General features: G+C 40.1%; 19 protein-coding genes. 3 read left to right on the top strand and 16 right to left on the bottom strand.

What is annotated here, in order from left to right; genetic code table 11:
* Positions 1-95: 95 nt before the first annotated feature.
* Entirely contained in the window at positions 96-2,015 is a 1,920-nt protein-coding gene (htpG, locus tag C9E88_RS14815; protein ID WP_106985559.1) for a molecular chaperone HtpG, read from the top strand.
* A gap of 76 nt (positions 2,016-2,091) precedes the next feature.
* Here the strand turns inward: htpG and C9E88_RS14810 are convergent, their stop codons facing one another.
* From C9E88_RS14810 to C9E88_RS14790, 5 genes are all read right to left on the bottom strand, one after another.
* Positions 2,092-3,204: a hypothetical protein gene (locus C9E88_RS14810; RefSeq protein WP_106985558.1), complete on the bottom strand. Its 1,113-nt coding sequence runs from the start codon at positions 3,202-3,204 to the stop codon at positions 2,092-2,094.
* Positions 3,205-3,292: 88 nt separating this feature from the next.
* Positions 3,293-4,864 (bottom strand): hypothetical protein, encoded by a 1,572-nt coding sequence (locus C9E88_RS17565; RefSeq protein ID WP_162368818.1) that lies wholly within the window; start codon positions 4,862-4,864, stop codon positions 3,293-3,295.
* 13 nt (positions 4,865-4,877) lie between these two features.
* Positions 4,878-5,057 carry a hypothetical protein gene (locus C9E88_RS14795; protein WP_106985554.1) on the bottom strand — a complete coding sequence of 60 codons (180 nt, stop codon included), beginning with the start codon at positions 5,055-5,057 and terminating at the stop codon, positions 4,878-4,880.
* A gap of 339 nt (positions 5,058-5,396) precedes the next feature.
* Positions 5,397-5,570 (bottom strand): hypothetical protein, encoded by a 174-nt coding sequence (locus tag C9E88_RS17635; RefSeq protein WP_167514215.1) that lies wholly within the window; start codon positions 5,568-5,570, stop codon positions 5,397-5,399.
* A 552-nt stretch (positions 5,571-6,122) separates the two neighbouring features.
* A complete protein-coding gene (locus C9E88_RS14790) occupies positions 6,123-6,809 on the bottom strand; it encodes a DsbA family oxidoreductase (RefSeq protein WP_106985553.1) in 687 nt (228 codons plus the stop codon).
* Positions 6,810-7,216: 407 nt separating this feature from the next.
* On the opposite strand from C9E88_RS14790, the gene C9E88_RS14785 reads away from it, so the two are divergent.
* A complete protein-coding gene (locus C9E88_RS14785) occupies positions 7,217-7,501 on the top strand; it encodes a hypothetical protein (RefSeq protein WP_106985552.1) in 285 nt (94 codons plus the stop codon).
* Between the two features lie 107 nt (positions 7,502-7,608).
* Here the strand turns inward: C9E88_RS14785 and C9E88_RS14780 are convergent, their stop codons facing one another.
* From C9E88_RS14780 to ompR, 3 genes are all read right to left on the bottom strand, one after another.
* Positions 7,609-9,126, bottom strand: a complete 1,518-nt coding sequence (locus C9E88_RS14780) for an acetyl-CoA hydrolase/transferase family protein (protein WP_106985551.1) — start codon at positions 9,124-9,126, stop codon at positions 7,609-7,611.
* 206 nt (positions 9,127-9,332) lie between these two features.
* A complete protein-coding gene (locus C9E88_RS14775) occupies positions 9,333-10,793 on the bottom strand; it encodes an ATP-binding protein (protein ID WP_106985550.1) in 1,461 nt (486 codons plus the stop codon).
* Positions 10,794-11,034: 241 nt separating this feature from the next.
* Positions 11,035-11,799 (bottom strand): osmolarity response regulator transcription factor OmpR, encoded by a 765-nt coding sequence (gene ompR / locus C9E88_RS14770; RefSeq protein WP_106985549.1) that lies wholly within the window; start codon positions 11,797-11,799, stop codon positions 11,035-11,037.
* Between the two features lie 334 nt (positions 11,800-12,133).
* Between ompR and C9E88_RS14765 the strand changes: the two genes are divergently transcribed.
* Entirely contained in the window at positions 12,134-14,488 is a 2,355-nt protein-coding gene (locus C9E88_RS14765) for a Tex family protein (RefSeq protein WP_106985548.1), read from the top strand.
* Between the two features lie 55 nt (positions 14,489-14,543).
* On the opposite strand, the gene C9E88_RS14760 is transcribed toward C9E88_RS14765, so the two are convergent.
* From C9E88_RS14760 to C9E88_RS14725, 8 genes are all read right to left on the bottom strand, one after another.
* Positions 14,544-14,861, bottom strand: a complete 318-nt coding sequence (locus C9E88_RS14760; RefSeq protein ID WP_106985576.1) for a hypothetical protein — start codon at positions 14,859-14,861, stop codon at positions 14,544-14,546.
* A 60-nt stretch (positions 14,862-14,921) separates the two neighbouring features.
* Positions 14,922-16,004, bottom strand: coding sequence for a patatin-like phospholipase domain-containing protein (locus tag C9E88_RS14755; RefSeq protein ID WP_106985547.1), 1,083 nt, complete (start codon positions 16,002-16,004; stop codon positions 14,922-14,924).
* 150 nt (positions 16,005-16,154) lie between these two features.
* Entirely contained in the window at positions 16,155-17,258 is a 1,104-nt protein-coding gene (locus C9E88_RS14750) for a hypothetical protein (protein WP_106985546.1), read from the bottom strand.
* A 70-nt stretch (positions 17,259-17,328) separates the two neighbouring features.
* Entirely contained in the window at positions 17,329-18,888 is a 1,560-nt protein-coding gene (locus C9E88_RS14745; RefSeq protein WP_227865818.1) for a hypothetical protein, read from the bottom strand.
* A gap of 347 nt (positions 18,889-19,235) precedes the next feature.
* Positions 19,236-20,855: an ABC1 kinase family protein gene (locus C9E88_RS14740; protein ID WP_106985544.1), complete on the bottom strand. Its 1,620-nt coding sequence runs from the start codon at positions 20,853-20,855 to the stop codon at positions 19,236-19,238.
* An 11-nt stretch (positions 20,856-20,866) separates the two neighbouring features.
* A complete protein-coding gene (locus C9E88_RS14735) occupies positions 20,867-21,541 on the bottom strand; it encodes a ubiquinone biosynthesis accessory factor UbiJ (RefSeq protein WP_106985543.1) in 675 nt (224 codons plus the stop codon).
* Between the two features lie 22 nt (positions 21,542-21,563).
* Positions 21,564-22,508, bottom strand: coding sequence for a bifunctional demethylmenaquinone methyltransferase/2-methoxy-6-polyprenyl-1,4-benzoquinol methylase UbiE (gene ubiE / locus C9E88_RS14730; protein ID WP_106985542.1), 945 nt, complete (start codon positions 22,506-22,508; stop codon positions 21,564-21,566).
* Between the two features lie 155 nt (positions 22,509-22,663).
* Positions 22,664-23,368 (bottom strand): DUF8198 family protein, encoded by a 705-nt coding sequence (locus C9E88_RS14725; RefSeq protein WP_106985541.1) that lies wholly within the window; start codon positions 23,366-23,368, stop codon positions 22,664-22,666.
* Positions 23,369-23,476 lie beyond the last annotated feature (108 nt).

Below are 23,476 nucleotides of genomic sequence, written 5' to 3'. Positions count from 1 at the left end.
AAAAAATCAGCAGTAGAGGATTGAAAAAAAGCAAACTTACTCCATTCATATACACAGTTAATAAAAAAATTGTTCATGAATATGAGGAGTAAGCAATGAGCGAGCAGAATACCCAAAAACACAGTTTCCAAGCAGAAGTGGCCCAACTACTGCATCTCGTAACCCATTCGTTATACTCAAATCCAGAAATTTTCCTGCGCGAATTAATTTCAAATGCTTCTGATGCATGCGATAAATTACGTTTTGAAGGTATTAACCATCCTGAATATTACGAAAATGATCCAGATTTGCATGTTCGCGTTAGCTTAGATAAAGACAATAAAACCATCACTATTTCAGATAATGGTATTGGTCTTAGCCAGCAAGAAGCCATTGATAATTTAGGGACGATTGCTAAATCTGGCACCAAAGATTTTATGTCTAAACTCACAGGTGATCAAAAGTCAGATGCTCAATTGATTGGTCAATTTGGTGTGGGTTTTTACTCAGGCTTTATTGTTGCAGAAAAAATTACGGTGGAATCACGCCGTGCAGGTGAAGAGGCAACCGACGGTGTACGCTGGATTAGCGGTGGTACGGGTGATTTTGAGGTTGAACAGATTAGTAAGGCTTCACGTGGAACAGACATTATTTTGCACTTGCGTGACGATGCGTTGGAGTATTTAGAGTCTTATAAAGTAAAGCAAATTATTAATAAATATTCTGATCATATTAGCCTACCAATTGAAATGCAAAAAGAAGTTTGGCAGGAAGAAGAATCAGCAGAAGGTGAAGCGCCAGCTGGCGGTCAATATGTAAAAACGGATGAGTGGGAAGCGATTAACTCAGCCAGTGCATTATGGACGCGCAATAAAAATGAAATTACAGATGAACAATATACAGAATTTTATAAAAATCTAAGCCACGACTACGAAGCACCATTGGCTTGGGCACATAATCGCGTAGAAGGAAATACAGAATATACGCAGTTACTGTATATCCCAAGCAAAGCGGCCAGTAATATTTTTACCCGTGAAGCAAAAGCTGGCATTAAGCTGTATGTGAAGCGTGTATTTATTTTGGATGAAGCAGATAGCCTGATTCCAAACTATTTGCGTTTTGTGCAAGGTGTGGTGGACAGTGCAGATTTGCCTTTAAATGTCAGCCGTGAGCTTTTACAAGAAAGCCGTGATGTGAAGACCATCCGTGAAGGCAATACACGACGTATTTTGACCGTCTTAGATGGTCTAGCGAAATCTGAAGATGTCCAAGATCAAGAGAAATTCAAAACCTTCTATGCTGAGTTTGGCTCAGTACTCAAAGAAGGTTTAGGTGAAGACTTTGGTAATCGTGAGCGAATTTTAAAATTATTACGTTTTGCGACATCTACAAATGATGATGTGAGCACTGCATTAACTGACTATAAAGCGCGTATGAAGGCTGGTCAAAAGGCGATTTACTATGTCACTGCAGATAGCTTAACTGCGGCAAAGAACTCACCCCAACTGGAATTGTTCAAGAAAAAAGACATTGAAGTGTTGTTGATGTCTGAGCGTGTTGATGAATGGGCGATGGAATTCGTGACAGAATTTGATGGTCTACCAATGCAAAATATTGCGAAGGGTGCAGTTGATCTAGGCGATTTACAAGATGCCGAAGAGAAAAAAGCTTTAGAACAGGCAGCTGAACAATTTAAGCCAGTGATTGAAAAACTATCTGGTTCATTAAAGGACAAAACCAAAGAAGTACGAGTGACAACACGGTTGGTTGATTCTCCGGCATGTTTAGTGACAGGTGATGGTGAGCTCTCACCGCAGTTGATTCGTATGTTGAAGCAAGCAGGTCAGGCAGTGCCAGAGAGTAAACCAATTTTAGAAATTAACCCTGAGCATCCGTTGGTGAAAAAGTTAGAGACATCAAATCAATTTGATGACTTGGCCAATGTGATTTTTGATCAGGCCGTGATTGCTGAAGGTGGTTTACCTGAAAACCCAGCGGAATACATTAAACGTATTAATAGTCTGTTATTGAAGTAATTAAGTATCACACTCAAAATATTTAGCCTCCTTTGGGAGGCTAAATATTTAGCATGATTCATTTAAAAAACTAGATTTAAAACAGCGCCTCTAAACGAACCAATGCCCCTAGAAAGTGGCTACGATCAGCACGATGATCATTCAGATAATTTAAATCACCTTGCACAAAAAACCATTCGCGTAATACAGGTTGGCGCCATGATACAAATGGGCCATAGCTATTTAGGCGTAAGTCACTGTCATTATAATAACCCCCGGTATAAAGCCCGTAGCTAAAGCTATTGCCTTTAAAAAACTGGTGTTGACGAAAACTAAAATTGTCCCAGCTTAAGTCGTCATCTTGTGCATCAGCATACGTGAGGTTGAATTGATTGGATAAAATAGGATGATGAGGCTTACTTTGGGTAAACTCTAAATTGGTACGCAGGTAGTTTTTACTATCAATACCATAACGGTAAATTTGCTCTGCACGAAAGCTAAAATCATTGTCTAATTGCCAATCTTTAGATGCCTTCAAGCGGGCATAAATATCACTTCCAGAACGTATCCCGATGTCAAAGTCGGTTGTAAAAGGGACGTGTTTAGAAAACTCTGACCAGCGTATGGCAATAGAGCCATTATCTTGACGGGTTTTTTTGTTGTCGATATTTTTATTATTTTGGCTGGCTGGGTTTTCATTGGTAATTGCCACATTATTTGCCAATTCATTGTCCAGACTATCATCACCAAAAACCACACTCACTTTTTGCTCTAGGGTGGGGAGCTTAATTTTCCCTCGAATTCGAGGACTTAGCTCATAACCATCATGTTTATTCCATGTGCTGTCTAAGATGACCCGTAGTGTTGCAGACGCTGGGTGGTTAGGGTTGGTATCGCCAAACCAATTATCAATTTTATGTGCTGTACGATCGGCCCATTCGCGAATGTTTTTTTGTTGTCGATCGGGCCATGTCGAATTTTCAGTTTCTGAAGTGGTGGGTACTGTACTCTCTTCAGATTGCTCAGGGAATACTGTTGGTGTTGCATCAATCAAGCGTGGTATTTGATATAACAATCCCTGTTCTGTGCTATCAGTCTCTGTCATTTCAGTGGGCGGATTTGCTGTATCGGCTGCAAAGCTGGACATACAGCTTAAACTCGCACTAAAAATAAATAGGCTATAAGCAAAAGGTTTTTTTATTGTTCGCATTCGACTTTATCCCTTGTACTTAATGATCATCTTTTTAGTGTGGTGAAAAAGCTGACTTAAAACAAGGCAATATACAAAAAGACAGCAATTATTCCAGCTCAGTTTGTTTGAGGGTTTGATACAGGGTCAAAACATCAATCGGTTGGGGCATCTCCAAAATAATATTGTGAATGCGTTGCCATGTGATGTCTTGTTGGCGATTGAGCAACAAGTAAGGGTAGGCAGATTCTGAATGATCAAAGGCCATTCGATTTTCGCCATGAATCACTCGGGTCTTATTCCGTTCTAAGAGCAATAAAATGGGGGTTTGACGTGTTGCAGCTGCTTCTTCAAATAGAATGAATTTTGGGGTATGCACCAAATGCGCTGGAATATAAGGATAGTAATGATCCATTGACCACAGTAAATGAGCGCGTTCCTGATAAGCACGAAATAGCAAATCGGCATCTGTAAAGTCCATGCCTAAGCTATTGAGGCTTAATTCTTTAATGGCTGCGATATGCAAATTAGCATGGCGACAATATTGATTTAATAGGCGCATGGCAGCGCTATGATTATGTGCACCAAATAGCAAAATATATTTAATAAATTTATTATCACTATCGATTTGTTCAGCCAAGGTTGCTGGCATGTTTTGCCATGTCTCAATGGCATTGGCATGCATGATCAGCGTGGCATGCTGATCAAGCTCAGGCATGCTTTCAATGTTTAAGTGTAATAAAACATCTTCAGTGGCTGTTTTGGGTGGTATGACCTGTACTGCTGCTTTGAGTTTAAATAAAGCGATTTGCTCTGGTGCGTTAAATTCCTGACTCGGTATAGTCTCCACCTCTGGCATCGGTGTGAGTTCTTCGATCAGTGCTGGTTTAAATTCGATGATAGGGTCGGGGATTAATGGCGTGTTCACACCAAATTCTGTTTGTGTAGGTACATCAGCATATAAGCTAATCTCTTCTGCTTCTGCTTCTGCTTCTGCTTCTGCTTCTGCTTCTGCTTCTGCTTCTGCTTCTGCTTCTGCTTCTGCTTCTGCTTCTGCTTCTGCTTCTGCTGTATTGGAGTCACTATTTACACTGATGGAATGATTGTCCGAGGGATCTGTCTCAGTGATAATGACTTCATCAAAACAATAAGGTGAAGTGTTTTCTGTAACAATCTCATGAGAAACAACACTATCCAATGGCAGTATTTGCTGCGCATGTAATAATGCTTCATCGGTCAATAGACCATGTTCGGTATGCTGGGTCTGCATTACTGCAAAACTCTGTTCTAGCGTTCCCCACGGGCTTTGCCATGGCTGCGTCAGCTGGGGGGTGTAAACAATCACTTTCCAGCTTGCATTGCTATGATGTAAAAGACCCCAGCCTAGCTGATGTTGTGAGCCAAATTGCTCTAATAGGGTATCTTCTTGTTCAAAATAGCCGACAAAACTCAGTGCATAAGCACTTTGTTGAGCAAACTCAATGGCAGAAGCCTTAGGCTCTGAGCGGCGTTTAAATTCAGCTTGTTGCTTATGAAAAATAGGTTCATCACATAGCTTGAAAATTTGCTTAATTCTATTCTTTGATTTGGCAATTTCAAAAAAATTAAGGCTACGATTCTCTAAATGATTGAGTAAATCATGGAGTTCTTTAAGGAGCTGTGCTTTTTCTAATACATTCATACCTTCGATGCCCTTAAAAATATTTTTGTGTTTTTTCTAAATAAGCGCTCAGTACAATATTGGTGGCAAGTTCCACTAATTTATATTCTGACGAATTGGGTTCTGGGTATTTTTCTGCCATTTCCATTAAATGATCAATTTTAATAGCAAAGGGAGAAATTTTACCTTGTATCAATGCTTGTAGTTCTTGCATAACGCCGCCTGATGGACAAGACATTTATAAAAAAGAAGTTTTGATTATAGAGTGAGGTAAATGGAAACAGGAACAACAATCCGCATTTCTTTGCATGAATTTTTAAAAATATTGATCATTTTTTAATAAAAAAGTGAAATTTTAGTCATTTAGGGTAAAAAATTGTCATCATGATGCGAATGCTATGATGACAAATATGGTCATATTGAAATGTAGTTTTGCATGGAAAAAATACAAATAAAAATTTTGGATTGATGCTTACATAAAATAAAAGCAATTAAAAAACCAAGCTCCATAAAGGATGCTTGGTTTTTTAATGGAAAAATCTAGTTAAATAGATTAAGCCGCTTTTTGTGTCTCTGTTGTATCAGTAGCAGGTGCTTGAACTTCTGTTGCAGTTTCAGTTTGTACTGATTTTTTAACAGGGAAGTCAGGTACGTATACGATTTGAGCAGATACAGCAGAAGAAAGAGCTAAAACAGAAACAGCCAAAATAGATTGAAGTGCGTTCATCACAATATCCTAACAATCAAATACTCAACGATGTTGAGTAAGGAGAAAAGGTAAATCTTAAAAACATAAAAATAATAGCAAAAGTGGTATATTAAAAAATGATCGTTTCGGCAATACAAGATAAACGGCAATATAAATATACAATATAAAACATGGTGTTAGAGTTGTTGCTCTATAGTTTTTACTTCTGATTTTAGGAATAAACACAAGAACTAAAGGCTTAATTTATTGATGAAAAATACATCATTTACAGTTAAAAGCTTCATCTTATAGAGAGGGGGTTTTACTGAATTTGCTCATGCATGATGTAGCGAAACAACAGTTTCGTTGAATGTTTATATTGAGCTATTTTCAGTTGCAGAATAGGTGGGTGATTATTTGGTGCTGGTGTTAAATATGCTCATTGAAACAGGTTTAAGCTGGTGGTCTGCCATCACGCGGTCTCTTATCTAACCATTGGCGACAAATGCAGAATTTGAGGAGCTAAAAGCAAAAAAAATTCCCTACGGATAGAGAATTTTTTTTGAAATTTGAGTTCACATGAAAATGAACTTAGTTTTCAGGAGTTTCGCACTGGTCGTCATTGCATTGATTTGCATTTTTTGTTTCAGGTGGAGCAGTAGCTTTATCTAACACTTGTAAAAAGACTTCTTTCGGTTGTGCACCTGCTAAAGCAATTCTTTCATCAAATACAAAGAATGGTACACCCGTAACTTTGAGTTGCTCACGTGCAACCTCTTCATCAAATTTCACAAAGTCAGCAAATTCATCTGAATCGAGCAAATCATCAACTTCAACAGGGTTTAAGCCAATACGTGCAGCCACATCTTCAAGGGTTTCACGTTCGCCAATGGCTAGGCCTTGAGTCATATAGCTATAAAATAAAGCTTCTTTAGCTTCATTACCCAGCCCTTTGCTTTGTGCTAAATGAATCAGGCGATGGGCATTAAATGTATTGCCAGAATTGGCATTTTTCCAATTAAATTCAATGCCTTCTTCTTTAGCCATGCTGGCAATATTGCGTTGCATGTCTTCAACTTCAGCGACTGTGCGACCATATTTTTGTGCAAGGCGTTCTGAATTGGAAACTGTTTGGCGTGTTGGTGCTTCTGGGTCAAGTTGGAAGCTGTGCCAATGAATTTCTAAGTCGACACCTGCTTCTTCAGCCGCACTCTCTAAACGTTTTTTTCCAATATAGCAAAATGGACAAACCACATCTGACCAAATATCAACGCGCATAATTTTTCTCAACCAATCGTTTTTATAAATTATTGGGGCGAGCTTGAGAATTTAAAGCGCATTTGAGATGTAGCAAATAAAAAAATACATCGCATCTTTGGATGTTTTTAAAAATAAGAAATGTCCACTTAATTTATAGAGAAACTTAATTAAAAAATCAGAACAAAAAGAAAAAATATAACACTTGGTCTGAATATTCTAGATAAATGGTTAATTATTATGCTAAAAATTAAATCCTAATTAAAATGAAAAGAACCTCATCCGCTAGGGGTAATTTTTCTTTTTAGCTTTGCTAATTAATTTTTTTTTGTCATGTTGTGCCGTATTTTTAAGCACTGAATAGATAAAACTTAGCGCCCTTAATTATCAAGCTTTGGGCGCTAATTTGACGATATGAGGGAATCGCTATGATTAAACGATCTATTTTTATTGGTTTGGTTGTCGGTTTATCTTTTGAATCCATGGCGGCATATTCATTACCTACAATGATGTCATTGGATAATGATGCTTTAAGTATGGTGATTGGGCAGGGGGTGAGCAATATGTCGGCTGAAGATCCTTATGGTCTGAACTTAGATGTTATTCGCCATCAGATTCAGCAATTCTTTGCTCCAGCATCTGCTCAAACGGCTACAGAGGCCACGACCTTTGGTAAGTTGTTTCAGGTCAATGAAAAAGGGGAGCTTAGGTAATCAGCTTGCCAGTGAAATTAAATTCTATTGATACTTCTGTTTTTTTGAGTGCCAATGCCATAAAAAAAGCACCCTGAATAGGGTGCTTTTTTACATGCTAGAGATGCTTAAGCTGATTTAGCTTCTGTTGCATCTACCAACATACGGCCTTGCTCTTCAAAGTTAGAGTGCCAAGAAAGCGCTTCACGAAGAAGATGAGGTGTTTGACCGCCTTTTGCACATGCACGTGCAAAGTAATCATTCAATGCATCGCGGTACATTGGGTGTACACAGTTATCAATAATTGCACGAGCACGTTCACGAGGTGCTAAACCACGTAAGTCTGCTAGGCCTTGCTCGGTTACCAATACATCTACGTCATGACCTGTATGGTCTACGTGAGATGCCATTGGTACTACTGATGAAATGTCGCCACCTTTCGCAATTGATTTTGTTACGAAAATAGCAATGTGAGCATTACGCGCAAAGTCACCTGAACCACCAATACCGTTCATCATTTTGCTACCACATACGTGAGTTGAGTTTACGTTGCCGTAAATGTCGAACTCAAGCGCAGTGTTAATGCCGATGATGCCTAAACGACGTACAAGTTCAGGATGGTTGGAAATTTCTTGTGGACGAAGTACTAATTTGTCTTTGTACGCTTCAAGATTGTTAAATACTTTTTCGCCGTATTTTGCAGAAAGTGTAATTGATGAACCTGAAGCAAATTTCATTTTGCCAGCATCGATAAGTTCAAATGTACAGTCTTGAAGAACTTCAGAGTACATGATGAGGTCTTCGAAGTTTGAATCTTTAAGACCAGTCAATACTGCATTGGCAATTGAACCAATACCAGCTTGAAGCGGGCCTAAGTTTTTCGGTAGGCGTTCAGCAGCAACTTCTTTTTCAAAGAATGCGATGAGGTGATTGGCAATACCTTGAGTCTCATCATCTGGTGCAGTCACTGTTGATGGAGAATCATGTAATTCGTTGTTAAATACGATACCTACGATTTTTGAAGGATCAATATTAATTGCATGTGTACCAATACGCTCTTCAACATGAGTCAATGGAATTGCTTGACGTGTTGGGCGGTAAGTAGGGATGTAGATGTCGTGTAAACCTTCAAAAGCAGGGCTTAAGTTGGTGTTGATTTCGACAATTACTTTTTCAGCAAAAATCGCAAAGCTTGCAGAGTTACCTACAGACGTTGTTGGAATGATGCCACCGTCTTCAGTGATTGCAACAGCTTCAATAATAGCAACATCAGGCTTTTTTAATTGAAGGTTACGCATTTGTTCAACAGTTTCAGACAAGTGCTGATCGATGAACATCACTTCGCCTTTGTTGATTGCTTTACGTAAAGTGTTGTCTACTTGGAACGGTAAACGACGAGCAAGTACGCCTGCTTCTGTTAATTTTTTATCTAAGTCATTGCCTAGAGATGCACCCGTGATTAAAGTAATTTTTAACGGGTTCGCATGCGCTTGTTCAACCAAGGCCAAAGGCACTGCTTTTGCTTCACCAGCACGGGTAAAGCCACTCATACCTACAGTCATGCCATCTTTAATAAATTCAGCAGCTTTTGCCGCGCTGATGACTTTATCGTGAAGTGACGCTAAACGGATGCGATCTAAAGACATCTTTTACTCTCATTAAAATCTCAAAACTGATACGGATTGTACCGATCAAAAAAGCCATTTTGCATACCTGTTAGGCTAAGGTCTAATTTTTTGAAAAAATGCGGGTATAAGAATTATTTATGGTTTTTATCTTTATGATTTTTAAAACTAAAAAAATAGTTGTTTAAGTAGTATACAAAACTGTTTGTTGTATTTTTGAACGCTTGTTAAAAGCGTTCAGTAAAACTTTGTTTAATTTTTTCCAATGGACTGATGTTTAAAACTTCATCATTTTCTAGCTTTTTGAGCGGTAAGGAAATGATCGCTTCTAGTCCGCCTTCGGGCCGATTATGAATTGAAAGTTGTCCAGAGTGAATATCGACAATTCGTTTTACAATGGCCAAACCTAATCCACTACCTTGTATTGTGCGGGCATCATTACCGCGGACAAAGGGTTGCATGAGGTCTTCAATTTGATCATCTGGAATCCCTTCGCCATGATCAGCCACACTGATCAGGATATGGTCACCTTCATATCTGGTTGCAAGTTCAATTGGTTCTGCACCATAACGCTTGGAGTTGTTGATTAAATTACCAATGAGGCGTTTGAGTGAAAGGCTACGGGCTTGAATAACGGGAAGGTCTTGTGCATCGAAACGAATATCGAGTGGCTTAAACTGGATGACGAGCTCTTGTAGCAACATATTAATATCGGTGTCTTGAGGTTCTTCATCAGAACCATCACGCATATAAGAAATGAACTGATTTAAAATGGCATCCATATCTTCGACATCATAAATCAAGCCCTCTTTTAAAAAATCATCATCTGGCATCATTTCTGCACTGAGTCGAATGCGCGTGAGCGGTGTACGCAGGTCGTGTGAAATCCCTGCCAGCATAATGCGACGGTCACGTTCTGTTTGGTCTAAGGTATAGATCATGTGGTTGAATGCTTGGTTCACTTCACGGATTTCTTGTGGTCCATGATTGGTTTCTAAATAGGGCGCACTCCCTGTTTTACTATAACTATTGGCTGCGTGTTGTAAGCGTGCAAGTGGACGGTTGAGCTGACGCACCAAGGTTAGAATAATAACTGCAGCAATAAGCGGAATACCGAGTAGCCAGCCTAAAATAAGCTCAGGGCTATAGTTGGCGTAGGTTTTGAGTGGCTCACGCACCCAATTTCCATTCATTTCTGGGGTTTGAATCCATATACGTGGGTCTGGTTTAAATTGAAAATAAACCGTGGCATTGTCAATGCGCATTTCCTTTGCCAATTTTTGTTCAATTTGATTGGTAAAGAATTCAGCGATGACTTTATCTTTAACGTTTGGAAATTCTTTTTTATCGGTAATGTATTCGATCCCGACTCGATTTTTTAGCCAATTATCCACATCAACTTCGGCATTGTTGTGAAAAATACGTAATTCTGGATTGTTGATAATTTCTAGCTCAACAGCCAAATAGCGTGCATGTTGTTGAATTTCTGGTAAATATAAGGTGCGCCAAAAGAACCACAGCGACATAAATAAACTGAAAAATACGATAAATAAGACTAAAACCGTGGTGCGCATAGCTGCAGACCGGGGTTTGATTTTATCTAGGAAGCGTTCCCAAGGTGTCCGTTTTTTTTCGGAGTAGGTAACGTAGTCGGTAAACTCCTGTGGGTCGATGGGTTCGAGTTTCACGCAGAAATCCTTTAAGCAAATTTTTTGAAATGCAGTTTTTGTTCTTTGTGATGGAATCTTACTGCTGGAACGTTCTTTGGAAGGAGTTCGTTATGTTACTTTTCAAAAAAGTAACCAAAATTTTTGCCATTCGCTGAACTCGCGCACTTTAGTTTTATAAATTCAATTTCAAGCGGCTCAAACAGCAGCGAATGGCATTTCCGGACATGAGAGCCAGTGATTTGACTCTTATGCCAATTTTTTATTCCGCGCCATCTGGAACGAAAACATAACCTACGCCCCAAACCGTTTGGATATAGCGTGCACGGGCTGGGTTTTCTTCCACTAAACGGCGCAGGCGCGATACCTGAACATCAATCGAGCGTTCCATTGCGCCCCATTCACGACCACGTGCTAAATTCATTAATTTGTCACGGGTCAGCGGTTCACGTGGATGCTGTACCAAAGCTTTTAATACAGCAAATTCGCCAGTGGTGAGCGTTACAACTTGTCCTTCACGGGTGAGGGTGCGTGTTGAAAGATCGAGTGACCATGGGCCAAATGAAACTACTTCCATTTGCTGGCTTGGTGCACCAGGTACTTCGCGTACTTGGCGACGTAATACAGCACGAATACGGGCTAAAAGCTCATTTGGATTAAATGGTTTTGGCAAATAGTCATCTGCACCAGCTTCTAATCCAGCAATACGATCTGAGTCACTACCACGTGCAGTCAGCATAATAATGGGCGTATCGATGCTAGATTGACGTAAACGACGGCAAATACTTAAACCATCTTCTACAGGTAGCATGAAGTCCAGCACAATGAGGGAGAACAGTTCGCGCTGAAGGAGTCGATCCATTTGAGTTGCGTCGTGTGCAGTTTTTACAACAAAGCCTTTATCTTCCAAAAAGCGCTGTAAAAGCGTACGTAAACGCACATCATCATCGACAACGAGGATGCGTTCAACGCGGTCAGTTTCGGTTTGTACGGCATCTGTTTTTTCAGCAGGTACAACTAAACTCATGATGTGCTCCTTTATTCTTTATTGTCATCGTAAACAAAAGTAGGTATGCCTTGAGTATACGATTCATTCATATCTATTTACTATGTTCTAAAGCAACAAATATTGCAGTTAAAATCAAGACATAGATACTAAATATATACAGGGATTGGCGAAAAGTATGTTGAGCCGATCTTTGTTAAAACAATGTTTATAGAGGACTTTAAGCACATTTTATGAATTTGCAGTGAATCGGTTGCAAAATCGCTGTGTAAATTATTAAAAACAATTGTGGATTTTATGCACTTGGTCTTTATAATCATGGCTTTTAGTACTTATCCTTGTGGAATCATACACGATGACTGACTTAGTTCAGCAGTTGGCAAAAGAACTTGCCGTACGTCCAAATCAAGTTGAAGCTGCCATCAAGCTTATCGACGAAGGTGCCAGTGTTCCATTTATTGCACGTTACCGTAAAGAAGTAACGCAGGGCTTAGACGATACGCAGTTACGCCAGCTCGATACGCGTCTCGCGTACTTGCGTGATTTATATGAGCGCCGTGAAAAAGTCATTGAATCACTGAAAGAACAAGACAAATTATCAGAAGACTTATTGGCACGCGTTATTGCAGCCGAAACCAAAAATGCATTAGAAGAAATTTATGCGCCGTACCGCCCTAAACGTACGAGTAAATCTTTTAAAGCCAAAGAAGCTGGTTTAGGTCCAATTGCAGAGAAAATTTTTACAGATGCAATTGATCCAGTAGAGGCGCTTAATGGATTTAGTCATGCAGACTACCCAGATACTGAAAGTCAATTAGATGCAATTCAGCATATTTTAATTGATGAGTGGGCACAAAATATTGCTTTAACCACTACGCTAAAAGATATATTTGCAAAAACTGCAGTATTGAAAAGCCTTGTGGCGAGTGATGAGAAAAAAGAAGTGGGCAAAAAGTTCCGCGACTATTTTGATTTTTCAGAGAATCTGAACAAAGTTCCATCACACCGCTTACTGGCAATGCTTCGTGGCCGTCAAGAAAATGTCTTGGGCTTAAAGGTAGATGGTGAAGATACAGCACCATTAGCACGCATCGAAACTGAATATGATTTAGAGACGATCCAGCCACAAAGCCGTCAGGATTATTTAAAGCAAACAGCAAAATTGTTTTGGTTAGGTAAGGTCCGTCCTGCGATTGAACATTCATTGTTGACTGAAAAACGTTTAGCTGCTGAAGCTGAAGCAATGAACGTATTCGCTGAAAACCTACGCCATTTACTGTTGTCTGCTCCTGCAGGCGCGCGTACAACACTGGGTGTGGACCCTGGCATCCGTACAGGCGTTAAATTGGCAGTAGTGAATGCATCTGGCGATGTACTTGCACATAGCACAATTTACCCATTTGCACCTAAAGACGATAAAGCGGGCTCAATTGCTGAACTTGCACGTTTATGCCGTGAGTTTAATGTTGATCTGATTGCGATTGGTAACGGTACTGCAAGCCGTGAAACAGAAGCAGTTGTGGCAGAGATGATGGCAGCCAACAGCGATCTGAAATTGACACGTGTATCAGTTTCAGAAGCAGGCGCATCGGTGTATTCAGCATCTGAATTGGCATCTGCTGAATTACCAGAATTAGACGTATCTATTCGTGGTGCGGTTTCAATCGCACGTCGTTTACAAGACCCGCTTGCTGAGCTAGTGAAAATTGATCCAAAATCTATTGGTGTAGGTCAATATCAACATGATGTAAACCAAACTGGTTTGGCAAAAACACTTGAAGCTGTGGTTGAAGACTGTGTGAACTCTGTTGGTGTGGATGTAAACACGGCCTCTGTTGCAATTTTGGGTTATATCGCTGGTTTGAATAAATCGATTGCACAGCAAATTGTAGATTTCCGTAAAGAAAACGGCCGTTTTGATAACCGTCAAAACTTGAAGAAAGTACCACGTTTAGGCGAGCGTACTTTTGAACAAGCAGCAGGTTTCTTACGTATTCAAGATGGTACAGAACCATTAGATGCGTCGGCAGTTCATCCAGAATCTTATGCATTGGTTGCTAAAATTGTAGGTGCGAAAGCAACGACAGTAAAAGATATCATTGGCAATACTGAAATTATTCGCCAAGTGAATGCTGAAGAATTTGCAGATGACACATTCGGTTTACCAACGATTAAAGATGTGTTGGCTGAATTGGAAAAACCAGGCCGTGACCCGCGTCCTGAGTTCCGTACAGCGCAATTCCGTGACGACATTACTGAAGTTGCTCAACTAACTGAAGGCTTACAGCTTGAAGGTGTGGTGACCAATGTAACGAACTTTGGTGCATTTGTTGATGTGGGCGTACATCAGGATGGTTTGGTACATATTTCTGAATTAGCCAATAGTTTCGTGTCAGATCCACATAAAGTGGTGAAACCAGGTCAAATTGTACAAGTACGTGTACTTAATGTAGATGTTGAACGTAACCGTGTGAATTTATCGATGCGTCCAGAAGGTTCAGAAGCGCCTGCGAAAGCACCGCGCCAACCACGCCGTGATAATGATCAGCCACGTGGTGAACGCAAGCCTCAAGGCAAACGTCCGCAGAATGCACGTCCACAAGGCGATCGCCCACAAGCGAAGAAACCACACACTCAAAAACCACAAGAGCAAAAAATTGGTGGTTTAGGCGCATTGTTATTACAAGCAGGTGTGAAAGGTTCTAAGTAATCTTTTCACCGCAATAAAAAAACCTCCCAGTTGGGAGGTTTTTTTATCGTAAAAATTAGCCATTGATGATGGGCACAATCCAACCACATACAATCAGCATGATGCCTAAATGTCCGAGTTTTCGGGTGATGCTCACCAGCTTAGTCGGTGGTTGTTCCAGCTGCTTCGCATATTCTTCCATGCTGATCCCTTTCTTGGATTTGCTGGTATATAAGAACACGGCCAAATCAATACAAATTAAAATGGTCCCAATATCTGAAACGAGTTCCATTAAATCAAAGTCTTGTGTATATAGCGACATCGCAACGCCGTACACAAGATAAATGCCAAAGGCTAAACACAGATATTGCAGGACCCATAAAAACTTCTGCATAATTTTCAACATATCAATAGATCAGGGGGATTATACAAATAATTTGTAGAATGCCCAAAACTACAGGTCTTGTAAGACATCGGCAAAATTTTGGCTCTCAATTAGGGCTAAAAACTCATCGCCTAAACGCTGACTTTCAGCTACAGATTGTTTCCACATTTTAATCCGCTGCTCGGGGTCTAAACCTTTTAAAACAAAGTCTTTACGATCGGGCAGGCGACCCAAGGGCAATGAATCTAGATAGCTTTGTGAAGGCGAAATCAACAGCGTGCGTGCCTGATTGACGGGATTGGCTTGGCGTGATTTAAACATTTTATCAAACCAGCCAGGAATAATACTGTCACTGAAATGAGGGTAGAGCACAATACCTTGGCTTTCAAATGCCAAGTCAAGATGATAGTCAATCAGGCCACCATCTCGATAGGCACCTAAGGGCGCATCTTGAATATTTTTAACCGCAGGTGTGACTCCGGGAATAGAACCAGAAGCCATGAGCCAATCCGCCACATTATGTGCATTGAAGTTGAGATAATGGGTTTTAAAGGCGTCATCTGGCATTTTAAATTGAGGAAACTGAGAAGGCTGACAAATCACACGTTGCATAAATTTGCTTAAATGATCGCGTGAAATAGCATTCGCACCCACAATACCGGCCAAGCTACCATACAGTGCAAGACGCTGATCACTTTGAAATAAATGAGAGGCTTTGGCTGCAATAATGGTGAGATGATAGTCGGGATGCTGAACCAGTTTTTCAGTTTGCTGACCAATGATGCCATGAAGCATATCTCTAGAAATTTTTTCAATTTCTGCAATGCGCATTTTTTTATGAAAAGGCAAATGAATATAAAGTTCGGCCAATTGTTCAGGCCCAGCAATTTCACCCTGAGCCAAAATTCCAGCAAAGCGCCATGCCCCTACTGATGAACCAATTAAAAAGCGACGCTGTTTGGCACGTGGTAGAAAATCACCAAAAATGGCTTGGTCGAGACCCATTAAGCCAATGCCTTTCGGTCCCCCTGCAGCCCCAGGAATCATATCGATTTGGGCCGCATTTAATCCGTCTTTTTCAATTAACTGACGTGCAATACGCCCAGCCCGAAGCGAAAGTGCGGGCGCAGACTTTTTTAATATTTGGATCATAAATAGGCTATGAATATGAAAAATGGCAGTTCGAGCATAACAAAACAGCCAGTAAATTGCTTGTGTTGATCAAGGGTGTCTTTAACTTAAAATAAAAAATCGCAAGGGATTAAGTTGCGATTTTTTATGGTAAATAAACTGTTTAAGTGTTTAGAACATGCGAGCTTGTAGGCCTATAGAGGCAAGGCCATAGCGTTTTTCTAAGCGAGAAGCGGTTACCCCGTTGTAAACGAAAGGGATATAACCGACAAAGTTGTTTTGGTAGATTTCACCTTGAACAAAGCCGGTGATTGTTGGTGAAAAATCGTAGCTAAATTTCATGCCAAGCGTGTGGTTGTCTTTGATTGCGCTATTACCAAACTGATTGACGCGATCGTCGATATTCTTACGCCATAAGCGTTGATAGTGATACGCAACTTGGCTTTCAAATTGTTGATAGCGCCAGTTCCACGATGCGCCTAAATTAGTGAAATAGCTGTCGTAATTTAAGTCTTTATCAATCTCAAGGCCGAACTCATTGGCATTACCACTTATCGCTAGATCATTCAGAGTAATTGAACCACTTTTACACGGCTGGGCTAAGTTGCCTGCATATTGATTACTACTATTGATGTTTACATTCATCAAGCAACCTTGTTGCATGGCTTGAATTTGGAGCTGACTCACTTCCACTTTACTGTAGCCCACACTAACAAAAGCATTCAGCTGATTCATTGGGTCGAGCTTACGTGAGAAAATACCATCAAGTTGCAGTTGAAGATCTTGTGGGTCTTCAACTTTTACATTTTGGAATGTACGTTGATTAACTTTTGTTGGGGTGGATTTGGTTAAGGTGTTTGCAGTATTTCCCCAAAGACTTGCACGGAAGGTGAGTGCATCATTCTTATTTAAATTTAATGCTGGGGTATAGCGCGCTGCAATTAAACCACTGTCAATTTTATTGGTGTCTTGGCTGTAGTCAATTTCTCGATGCCAATAGGTACCTTCAACTGACCATTGTGGGTTAATCTGGTAGCTTGCCCCAAGATGAAAACCTTGGTAATCACCCGCAGATTTGTCCGTAATACCTTCGCTTTGTCGCATGTCTAGAAAATCGATGGTGTCATTAACAGCATCAATAGCAAAGGTCATTTGCAATGCTGCATTATGTTTTGCATTAAAGTCTTTTGCAGTTAAGAAAGGGTCATTGGGTGCTGCGATTAGTTGTGTGCTAATCACCAAGCAAGTGCAGGAAATAAGAAGTTTAAAATGCATAATTCTGGGTCACTCTAAAACGTAAGCAATGAAAAAAGCCAGTTCGAAAACTGGCTTTTTAGTTTTTGAATTAATTTAGTTTGAAATATGCAGTTATCGAAGGTGCGCTAAAGTTTTCGCCATTAAAGTTGGCTTGGCTTGTTGGCAGATTTAAATCAGCATCTATTACATAAGAGATTGGTAGGACGTATGCTGTTGCGTTAATTGCATCACCTGTAGCCAATTCTGAATAATACTGATTGTAGTAGCCTTTCAATGTAGCATTGCTGTCAATTAGAGCTTGTAGTGAAATAGCACCATTGCTTGAGCTTACTTTAATATCTTGATCAATCGTGAAAGTTGCATTTTTCAAGCTATTAATGGTCGACGAAATTGTGATTTTCGCACCAGCTGGAATGATGGCTTTTTCTAGGTTGCCCGTATTATCAAAAGTTGCTTGAATACTATTTACGGTGACATTTAAATCTTTTTGAGCAGTACCACGAATTCCATGTAATGCAAAAGCAAGCTTAATCGTGTCTTTTAATGATGTTGTTGCATTTTTCATTTTAAATGAAACATTTAAGTTGCTTGTTAATTGACTTAGGCCAATTGCTAATGGTGCTGTTGCTGAACCTTTAATCTGAGTTAAATCGTAGTTTGCAAGTTTGAAGTCACTATAAACTGGAGTAAGTAACTCTGCTTGCAGTTGATCTTGAATGCCACCTTCATTATTTTGTAGTTTTTGTTGTAAGGCTTCAGCGGTTAAATTGCCACCTGTAGTAACAACCGTATTTAATGCATCTGCAACAGTGCTTACACTATGGCTTATTTGATCTAAAACGCTGTTATCAATCACAATAGTATTGTCATTGATGGCTGTTGTTGCATCTGCTTTAACAGTAGCTAATAGGTTCTGCAGTGCTGTGGTATCTAATTTGGTTGTTCCGTCAGTAAATAGTTTTCCAGCTGATAATTGTTTTACCAATGCACCAAATGCAAGTTCAGTTGCTTTGCTTGCATCTAGAGCCACAGAACCATCTGATTTACTAATGCTTTGTAAGCTATCTTCAATTTGGTTAGCAAGTTGCTGAATAACGAAAATCGTTGCCATATCTTTAGCACTTGCATCTTTAACAGGATCAAAGCCTGCAAGGTTAAAATTAGATGCTTTAAGCTTAGCAAGTGTTTCAGCAGAAAGGCCTAAATTAGTTAACAATGATTCAATGCCTGCTGAGCCAGCATACACTTGTAAGGTGGTTAATGGGCTTACAACAACTGCTGCGCTATTGAAGTTTTGCAGATCAGTTTTTTGAATTTTTAGTGTACCAGTGAAGCTTAATCCAGTGGCAATATCAGTACCGCCAGTCACAGTCATGGCTGAACTTTGGCATTTTTCAGTGGTTTTAAATGTAAATTCACCTTTATCTCCTGTTTTTTCAACAAGAGGGAGGCCATTGCTATCCAGACAGTCAGTTAAAGTGACTGTTGCATTTTTTAAATAGAAATCGACAGCTTGACCAGAAACTGTTTTAGATGCGAAAGGAGGTGTTGTGCTGCCTTCATCACTTCCACCCCCACCGCCACATGCAGTTAATAGTGAAGTTAAAGCAATTGATAAGACAGACAGTTTTAATGTTTTATGCTTCATTATTTTGAATCTCGAAGTGAAGGGTTACGTGATGTAACTTATATCAAATAAAAAAACAAAAAATATACAAAAAGTAATAATCATGAGAAAGATAAAATAATATTGAGTTATGATTAATATGTTTTTTTATGGATAAATATCTAAATATTTTGTTTTAAATATTAACAGGTATTATTTTGATTGGATTTCGTATTTTAAAATTAAGATAAAAATACCGTGAAAATAGATATAAAAAATATTTAAATTACAAATACATATATTTATAAGGCTTTAATTGAATTCTGCGATGTATGTCACAAAAAACCAGTATGTTCAGCACATGATTTGCTGAACATACTGGTTTTAAATTATTTAAAAATTCGCCAAAGAGATAATAAGCTTGCCAGTGCAATAAGAAGAACAGAGATATACCACGGAGAAATAACGGCAATCGCTAAGAAGATGGCAATGAAGCTACCGAAGATCCAACTACGCTTTTGTTGCTGTTCGAGCTGTAAACGTATGGTTTGAATCTCATGTAATTGTTTGGCATTCCAAGCGGATTGGTTTTTGAGACCATTTAAGCTATCAATGAGTAAGGTAGGTAAATCTTGTGCCCCTAGAAGTAAGTCGGGAATTTTTTGTCCTAACTCTTTCAAGTTTTTTTGTGGATTCATTTGGGTTTTAATCCAATCCGTTAGAATTGGTTTTGCAAGGCTCCAAATATCCAGTTCTGGATATAAATCTGTGCCTAAACCTTCCACATGGACTAAGGTTTTAAGCAACAGCATTAATTGAGGTGGAATTTCCAAATGGAAGCGACGAGCCACATCCATCACTTCAATCAAGATGCCCGCAAAATCCAGTTCATGCATTGGTTTAGAGACCATTGGGCCAACAGTACGACGCATTTCTCGTGCTAAAGCATCTTGGTCTGTGCCTGGTGGAATCCAGCCTGCTTGATGTACCACTTGAATCAGTTGCATAAAGTCACTATTCATGACGGCCAGTAGCATGCGTGCTACGGTCATTTGGTCATGTTTAGATAACTCACCCATAATGGCGCAGTCCAGCGCAATAAAACGTGGATTTGCAGGATTAATCGTTTCAACAAAGACATTGCCTGGATGCATGTCTGCATGGAAAAAATTATCCCGAAAGACTTGGGTAAAGAAAATGGTCAGACCTTTTTCTGCCAAATCTTTACGGTCCATGCCCAGACGTTCAAAGGTTGCAATATCTGAAATTGGTACACCTGTAATGCGCTCTTCCACCATGACGTCTTTGCTGTCCATATAGACTTCAGGCACATACATCATGCTTGAGCCTGTAAAGTAATGGCGCATACGACGGGTGTTGTCAGCCTCTAAAGTGAGGTCTAATTCTTTTAAAATAATTTGTCGATAGTCTTGAATAATTTCAGACAAGTGCAGTGCACGGGCAGCTTCTAAGCGTTTTTCTAAAAAATGACCGAGCCATTCTAAAATTTCAAAGTCTTGTAAAATTTGATTGCGAATATCTGGGCGTGTGACTTTGACCACGACTTCACGACCATCATGTAGTGCAGCTGTATGCACTTGGGCAATGGATGCTGCAGCCAAAGGTTGTTCATCAAAACGTGCAAATAAGGTATTTACATCAGCTTTAAGTGATTGCTGAATACGCATTTTCGCAACATTGTTGTCAAAGGGTTTGACACGGTCTTGCAGTAAAACCAGTTGTTGCAATACTTCGGGTGGAATGAGATCACGACGGGTAGAGAGCAGCTGGCCAAGCTTAATGGCCAAAGGACCCATTTCCTCTAAAGCCATTTTGAGCTTCAGCGGATTTTTGCGTTCGCGACTCGACCACGCCGCAGGATGCATACGAATCAACCCTAACACATGGCGTGCTTTTTCAGGCAACTCTTCCGCAGGGAATAACGTGTCGAGTCTATAGTGCGCGGCAATGCGCCAAAGGTCGATTAAACGTCTCAAATGCGGAATCATATAAGTTTTACCTAGGGTTGAGTGGGGGTGTGTAATGCATCAATTTGATTTTGGAGTTGCTGAATCTTAGCTTCGGCACGATCCAAATTTTGATTTAAAATGCGTGTATCTTGGTTTAAATCGTCCATTTGCCAACGTGGTGCAAGTGCATGTAGGTCTTCTTTGAGGAAGTCTTCAGCAAAAAACAGTTGGCTTTGTAAGGATTGTTTTAAGTGTTTTGGTGCCAATTGAATTTTAGCAATTTCATGTGCTAAGGCAGGACCAATCAATGGCGAAAGGTGGGCTGCTAAATCTGGCTCTGCTTGGCGAATGATGCGCTGAATTTCTTGTAAAAGACGATAATCACCTTGTACAGGAATCGTGCCTACATCTTCAGCAAGCAACAGTTTAAGCGCAGCAACTGCATTTTCAACATGCAAGGTTGCTGTTGCTTCGATCACAGTATTCTGTGGATCAAAAGGGCGCTGCTCAAAGATGGATGGCGCGTTGTTGTGTCCTGTTGCGGTGGCTTCGAGACGAACTTTTCCGTCATCAAAAAAAACATCGACAGAAAGTTTAGGTGAGTCCATCACGACGCGGAGCATTTTTCCTTGCAAGGCGTTGAACTGGATGCGCGTAATGGCATCCAGATCAATAACATGATGAATCAATCTTTCCACTACGCCGAGTGCGAGAATTGACCACATAATGGAACCTTAAAAAACCGAATTAAAGTTTAAAGCCACGATGTACTGCAACAATACCGCCTGTGAGGTTATGGTAATCACAGTTTTGGAAGCCTGCATTTTCCATCATACCTTTGAGAGTACGTTGGTCTGGATGCATACGAATTGATTCTGCTAAATATTTATAGCTTTCTGAGTCATTCGCAATGATTTTACCCATAATCGGAAGTGCCGTGAATGAGTAAAGATCGTAGAGCTTAGAGAAAGGTTCAAACACAGGTTTAGAAAACTCGAGCACTAATAAACGGCCACCTGGCTTTAACACACGGTACATTGCGGCTAAAGCGGCATCTTTATCAGTCACGTTGCGTAGACCAAATGAAATGGTGAGTAAATCAAAGCTATTATCTGCAAAAGGCTCTAAAGTTTCCGCATTGGCCAAGACAAAATCAACGTTCGTGCAACCTGCATCAATTAAACGATCACGGCCAACGTTTAACATTGATTCGTTAATGTCTGAAAGAACGACATGACCTGTAGGGCCGACTTCACGACTGAAAACTTTGGCTAAGTCACCTGTACCACCCGCAATATCAAGCACGTGTTGACCACGGCGTACGCCAGACATGTTAATTGCAAAACGTTTCCAAAGACGGTGAATACCAAAAGACATCAGGTCATTCATAATGTCGTACTTGGCAGCAACAGAATGGAAAACTTCAGCCACTTTTTGTGCCTTATCTTCACTGTTGACAGTTTGATAACCGAAGTGCGTTGTTGCGCCAACATTACCTGTATTGGCGCCACGAGGTAGATTGTATTTTGGAATGGTGCCTGTTACTGGTGTATCGGTAAGGCGTTGTTCTAGAGACTGTTGTTGGCCTTGTGGCGCACCTTGAGGCAGAGATTCGGTTAAGAATGGGCTGACTTTGTCTGTATTTTGTGCTGCAGTTTCAGGTTGAGCAGGCTTTTGATTTTCATTAGACATTAAGTCACTCCTAACTTCAAAATAGGGTTAATTCATCATTGCATGCATGATGACAGATTCTCGTGCGTTGTACAGCAATCATCAAGCAATTGTTATGAATAATATACAGAATTATCTTGATTTCATGCGATGCTTACTTTGACATTGCCCCAAAATTATTGAAAGGGGTTGGGGTCACCAGCATGCACTTTCGCAACGATTTGGCGTTCAGTTGCGGTAAATTCTTTCACAAATTTTTCTGCAGATTTTAAGGGCTTCATTGCCGAAAAACCATCTTGCATAAAGTCATACATGACTTCAAAACGATATTTAGTGGCCGCACCTTTACACATTTTAAATGCCGTGTAGACCACGAAGGAACGCATATATTTGTCTAGGCTTTTGCCAAGCTCATCGAGTAAGGCTAATTGTTTTAGGCGGTCATCACTTTGATTGAGCTTGAGATAAGCTTGACGCATCATTTCATCGGTCAAGGGTTCGTTTGGATGGTAGTCTTGTAGTAGTTGCATGGCGACTTGTTCGTCCAGCTGTACGGCTAAAATAGCTAAAGCGACGCCTGATGTACCAGTTTTAATTGCGTTATCTGGAATGAGTTTTTCTGCTTTGTGTGCATATTTGGTCAAGCGTGCAATTTGCTCTGCAAGGGCATCAAAGTCTGGGCCACCATATAAACGATTTAAAAAATATTCGGCCATGAGTACATTTTGTTTTTCCGCAAATTGTTGTGCATGGGTGCGCTGCATACGTGTTTTTTGCCAAAGCTGTACGTCGGCCAAGCGTTGTTGGATCTCAGGGTTTTTATGATAGTTCAGTTGGATATAAAGTTCTAAAAGATCGTCTAAAACAGCCAGCTTGGACATTGTGTGTCTCAATTATTTTCAAGTTCACCACATAGTAGCTGCACTTGAGATGAGCTGCTATGACAAATTGCAGGAAAAATGTAGAGCGTGCAGCCAGTTGGTTGCAAA

Origin of the sequence: Acinetobacter cumulans (genome assembly GCF_003024525.3) — a bacterium.
Lineage (GTDB): Bacteria > Pseudomonadota > Gammaproteobacteria > Pseudomonadales > Moraxellaceae > Acinetobacter > Acinetobacter cumulans.
This window is presented reverse-complemented; position numbering and strand designations above follow the sequence as displayed.

Coding starts and splice junctions, on each gene's coding strand:
- C9E88_RS17565 (WP_162368818.1), bottom strand. CDS start 4,864: ATGAATGTATTAGAAAAAGCACAGCTCCTTAAAGAACTCCATGATTTA.
- C9E88_RS17635 (WP_167514215.1), bottom strand. CDS start 5,570: ATGAACGCACTTCAATCTATTTTGGCTGTTTCTGTTTTAGCTCTTTCT.
- C9E88_RS14740 (WP_106985544.1), bottom strand. CDS start 20,855: ATGATTCCGCATTTGAGACGTTTAATCGACCTTTGGCGCATTGCCGCG.
- C9E88_RS14765 (WP_106985548.1), top strand. CDS start 12,134: ATGACTGACTTAGTTCAGCAGTTGGCAAAAGAACTTGCCGTACGTCCA.
- C9E88_RS14760 (WP_106985576.1), bottom strand. CDS start 14,861: ATGCAGAAGTTTTTATGGGTCCTGCAATATCTGTGTTTAGCCTTTGGC.
- C9E88_RS14735 (WP_106985543.1), bottom strand. CDS start 21,541: ATGTGGTCAATTCTCGCACTCGGCGTAGTGGAAAGATTGATTCATCAT.
- C9E88_RS14745 (WP_227865818.1), bottom strand. CDS start 18,888: ATGAAGCATAAAACATTAAAACTGTCTGTCTTATCAATTGCTTTAACT.
- C9E88_RS14755 (WP_106985547.1), bottom strand. CDS start 16,004: ATGATCCAAATATTAAAAAAGTCTGCGCCCGCACTTTCGCTTCGGGCT.
- C9E88_RS14750 (WP_106985546.1), bottom strand. CDS start 17,258: ATGCATTTTAAACTTCTTATTTCCTGCACTTGCTTGGTGATTAGCACA.
- C9E88_RS14790 (WP_106985553.1), bottom strand. CDS start 6,809: ATGCGCGTTGATATTTGGTCAGATGTGGTTTGTCCATTTTGCTATATT.
- ompR (WP_106985549.1), bottom strand. CDS start 11,799: ATGAGTTTAGTTGTACCTGCTGAAAAAACAGATGCCGTACAAACCGAA.
- C9E88_RS14785 (WP_106985552.1), top strand. CDS start 7,217: ATGATTAAACGATCTATTTTTATTGGTTTGGTTGTCGGTTTATCTTTT.
- C9E88_RS14725 (WP_106985541.1), bottom strand. CDS start 23,368: ATGTCCAAGCTGGCTGTTTTAGACGATCTTTTAGAACTTTATATCCAA.
- C9E88_RS14780 (WP_106985551.1), bottom strand. CDS start 9,126: ATGTCTTTAGATCGCATCCGTTTAGCGTCACTTCACGATAAAGTCATC.
- ubiE (WP_106985542.1), bottom strand. CDS start 22,508: ATGTCTAATGAAAATCAAAAGCCTGCTCAACCTGAAACTGCAGCACAA.
- htpG (WP_106985559.1), top strand. CDS start 96: ATGAGCGAGCAGAATACCCAAAAACACAGTTTCCAAGCAGAAGTGGCC.
- C9E88_RS14810 (WP_106985558.1), bottom strand. CDS start 3,204: ATGCGAACAATAAAAAAACCTTTTGCTTATAGCCTATTTATTTTTAGT.
- C9E88_RS14795 (WP_106985554.1), bottom strand. CDS start 5,057: ATGCAAGAACTACAAGCATTGATACAAGGTAAAATTTCTCCCTTTGCT.